Genomic DNA, 810 nt, shown 5'->3' with positions numbered 1-810 from the left:
GACATCGATGGCTCAAATGCTTCTTACCAGCTCACCATCGCTTTTCGCAGGTTAGTACGTCCTTCATCGCCTCTGACTGCCAAGGCATCCACCGTCTACGCTTAGTCACTTAACCATACAACCCCAAAAGGTCTTGCATGAAAACAACTAAGGTTTTGTTTTTGCCGGACTCAAAATAGAGACTTTGCTTATCAAATAAGACAAAGCCCAAGCACACTTGATTGTGTGAGTGACATTACATGTCACTGATTGAGAACTTTACTGTCATTCTTTAAGAATGACTTGTCAGCTTTCCAGATTGTTAAAGAGCATGTGATTCTATCAATACGATAAACCACTTTTTAAAGACACTTATCATCATAAATGCGCTTAAAAAGTGGTGGAGCTAAGCAGGATCGAACTGCTGACCTCCTGCGTGCAAGGCAGGCGCTCTCCCAGCTGAGCTATAGCCCCATCATAATTCCTTAGATGCTGGTGCCAATTTCTTTTGAGGCAAGGCAGTGTATTTCGACGTTTAGTTCGCTAAACGAGGAATGCACTAACGAAGCATCAGGAGAAATTGGTGGGTCTGAGTGGACTTGAACCACCGACCTCACCCTTATCAGGGGTGCGCTCTAACCAGCTGAGCTACAGACCCATCTAAGGTACGAGCCTTTCACTAAGGCATTCGTATCTCTTTGACTTTCAACCTATACAATCTGTGTGAACACTCGCAAGAATAGCGTCAGTAAGGAGGTGATCCAGCCCCAGGTTCCCCTAGGGCTACCTTGTTACGACTTCACCCCAGTCATGAACCACACCGTGGTAAAC

At 45.6% G+C, this 810-nt stretch carries 2 tRNA genes and 2 rRNA genes; all 4 read right to left on the bottom strand.

Annotated elements, in window-relative coordinates:
- Positions 1 to 115 (bottom strand): 23S ribosomal RNA (locus tag EHW58_RS15585); the annotation flags it as partial.
- A gap of 262 nt (positions 116 to 377) precedes the next feature.
- Positions 378 to 453 (bottom strand) — tRNA-Ala (locus tag EHW58_RS15580).
- A gap of 107 nt (positions 454 to 560) precedes the next feature.
- Positions 561 to 637, bottom strand: a tRNA-Ile gene (locus tag EHW58_RS15575).
- Between the two features lie 91 nt (positions 638 to 728).
- A 16S ribosomal RNA gene (locus tag EHW58_RS15570) occupies positions 729 to 810 on the bottom strand; the annotation flags it as partial.

The sequence above is a fragment of the Salinivibrio sp. VYel1 genome (assembly GCF_009377945.1).
GTDB lineage: Bacteria > Pseudomonadota > Gammaproteobacteria > Enterobacterales > Vibrionaceae > Salinivibrio > Salinivibrio siamensis.
This window is presented reverse-complemented; position numbering and strand designations above follow the sequence as displayed.